This window comes from Priestia sp. P5_B4, from assembly GCF_056400385.1.
The window spans coordinates 1-2671 of sequence record NZ_JBFULJ010000523.1; the positions used below are offsets into that span (position 1 = coordinate 1).

3 protein-coding genes are annotated in these 2671 nt (G+C 41.4%); 1 reads left to right on the forward strand and 2 read right to left on the reverse strand.

Annotated features, from left to right (window positions below; all coding sequences use genetic code 11):
* Both AC1DRF_RS22365 and AC1DRF_RS22370 read right to left on the reverse strand, forming a co-directional pair.
* Positions 1-1172 (reverse strand): sodium:solute symporter family protein (locus tag AC1DRF_RS22365; RefSeq protein ID WP_477741717.1); only part of this gene is annotated, 1172 nt, incomplete at its 3' end.
* Positions 1169-1369 (reverse strand): DUF3311 domain-containing protein, encoded by a 201-nt coding sequence (locus tag AC1DRF_RS22370; RefSeq protein WP_477741718.1) that lies wholly within the window; start codon positions 1367-1369, stop codon positions 1169-1171. The genes AC1DRF_RS22370 and AC1DRF_RS22365, both read right to left, overlap by 4 nt.
* A 201-nt stretch (positions 1370-1570) precedes the next feature.
* Between AC1DRF_RS22370 and AC1DRF_RS22375 the strand changes: the two genes are divergently transcribed.
* Positions 1571-2533 (forward strand): bile acid:sodium symporter family protein, encoded by a 963-nt coding sequence (locus AC1DRF_RS22375; protein ID WP_013055760.1) that lies wholly within the window; start codon positions 1571-1573, stop codon positions 2531-2533.
* Positions 2534-2671 lie beyond the last annotated feature (138 nt).

The window sequence follows — 2671 nt, forward strand, 5'->3', positions numbered from 1 at the left end:
ATCGTTGACAGCGTCGTTCCTCCGTTTAACGTAAAGTAAACAGAAATGAGAGCCACAACCGGTACAAAGCTTTTCGCTAAACGAGCAATACGCGCTTCGCTTGCTTGAGGCGCAAACGGTTTGTATATGTTTTTAGCCAGCAGCGTTGACGCACTCATTAACAGCATCGACCCCGGCACAAGCGCTGTCAGCAAACCCGCTCCTCCTATAATTCCAATAAACCAAGGATCAAAGGTTTGGATTGAGATCCGTAATAGCGCAAGATCAACGTCTCCTCCGCTTAAACCAGGAACTTTTAAAATAGCTGCAAATCCAACAAAAAATACAAAGAGCAGCATCAGCGTATAAAGAGGACTAATGATTGCATTTTTACGAAATACCTTTGCATTTTTCGCTGTATAGCTTGAACTAAACACCTGCGGCCACATATAAAAACCAAGTACTAGTAAAATAACGGTCGAAATAAACCACGAGACGCTTAATCCTTGCTCAGGAAACTTTAAAAACCCTGGCTTCGCTGTATTCACCGCTTCAAACATCGGACCGTATCCTCCGTAATAATGAAAAGGTAAATAAATGCCTAAAAATCCAATCACAGCAAGCATCATAATGTCTTTAATAACGGCCGTCCATGCAGAACCGTGGATACCGGATATCATAACATACAGCGTTAAACTGATAGCTCCCATCCAAATGGCTGCCGGCATTGAAATGGCGCCGTATGATGCTTGTGATACAATAATCCCCAATCCTTTTAACTGCACAACAATAACAGGAATGACAGCAATCACTCCTACAGCAGCTACAAGCACACCAAGGTAAGGGCTTTTATATTTGCTTACAAAAAAATCAGGCTGCGAGACGAGCTTATGATCCCTTGCATACTTCCAAATAACAGGAAGAAGCCAGTATGATAAGACATATGATAAGCTAATATAAATTAACACATAAAGTGCAGGAGCTCCTTTTCCATAAGCCCATCCGCTTCCGCCTAGAAACGAAAACGTTGTGTAGATTTCTCCGGCCATCAGCACAAACACTAAAACAGCCCCGAAACCGCGTCCGCCTACCGTCCACTGCTCCAAGTTCATATCCTTGCCTTTGGTTGATCGTATGCCAAGAAAAATAGCTGCCACTAAAAATAGTAAAATAATAATAAGTGCACTATTCATTCTTCTTCCCCTTCCCGATTTCTGGGATCAAGCTTGTACATAACCACTAAAATAATGGACGTAAGCACCACCCATATCACCATCCAAAACATATTGAACGGCATACCGAGAACAAACGGAGTAACTCGATTAACAAAAGGGAGAAAACCTAATATGCCTACGAACGGAAGTACAGACAAAATATAGATAAATTTCATGACTAAACTCCTCCGACTTTCTAAAACTAACTTCTTTATATTACCACATATTCCGTGTATTCAATGAAGGAATGCTTGCATTTAAACTGAAATAATCTCCAAAAGATAAAATATTCTGTACTATTTTACAAAAATACTGTTTTCATTTTTCTGAATAAATAGTATAATTTCTTCTTATAGTTCGCAGGAGGTATCGTACAGATGAAAACAATAGAGAAAATCAGTACATTTGCAGGAAAAACATTTACGCTTTGGGTTATTCTAATTTCCGTTATTGCCTACTCATTCCCAGAGCATTTTGTATGGATTGGAAAGTACATCGTTCCGCTCTTAGGAATTGTCATGTTTGGAATGGGATTAACGCTGTCAGCGTCTGATTTCAGTGAAGTGTTTCGAAGACCGAAAGAAGTAGCACTAGGCGTGGTGGGACATTTTATCATTATGCCGCTTCTCGCATTCGGTTTGGCGATTGGTTTAGATTTACCAAAAGAAATAGCAGTGGGCGTTATTTTAGTAGGCTGCTGTCCAAGCGGCACATCATCAAACGTAATGGTCTTTTTGGCTCGAGGAAACGTTGCGCTCGCAGTTGCTATCGCTTCTGTTTCAACCATTTTAGCACCGATTGTTACACCGCTTCTCATTTTATTATTTGCAAGCAAGTGGGTCGATATTGATATCATGTCTCTTATTATTTCCATTATACAAGTTGTCATCATTCCGCTTGCTCTTGGATTTACGATCAAAAAGTTTTTTGGAAAAGCTGCAGAAGCAAGTTCCAAAGCTCTTCCCCTTGTTTCAGTAGTCGCGATTGTCTTGATTGTATCTGCCGTTGTGGCAGGAAGCCAAGCACAGCTTGCTAAAACAGGCGGTATCATTTTTGCCGTAGTTGTTCTTCACAACATTCTTGGTTTCACAATCGGCTTCTTCTTTGCCCGCTTATGCGGAATGGATCTAGCCAAGCAAAAAGCAGTGGCAATGGAAGTTGGCATGCAAAACTCAGGGCTCGGCGTCACCATTGCTTCCACTCACTTTTCGCCGCTAGCCGCTGTCCCAAGCGCCATCTTCAGCGTCTGGCACAACATCTCAGGCTCAGTGCTAGCCTTTATCTTTAGCAAACTAAAAGACAAAAACCAGCCCTCTTCTAACAAAAAAATGGCTGGATAATACAATAAACTTATAAGGGAAGTACAAAAAGCTACCTTAACTCTTCCCAAAAAGTTTTTACCTARGCGAATGCCACCAACGCCGAAAGCGGGGTGGCATTCGCTTAGGTATAGAAAAAGAGACATGGCAAAAGCGCCA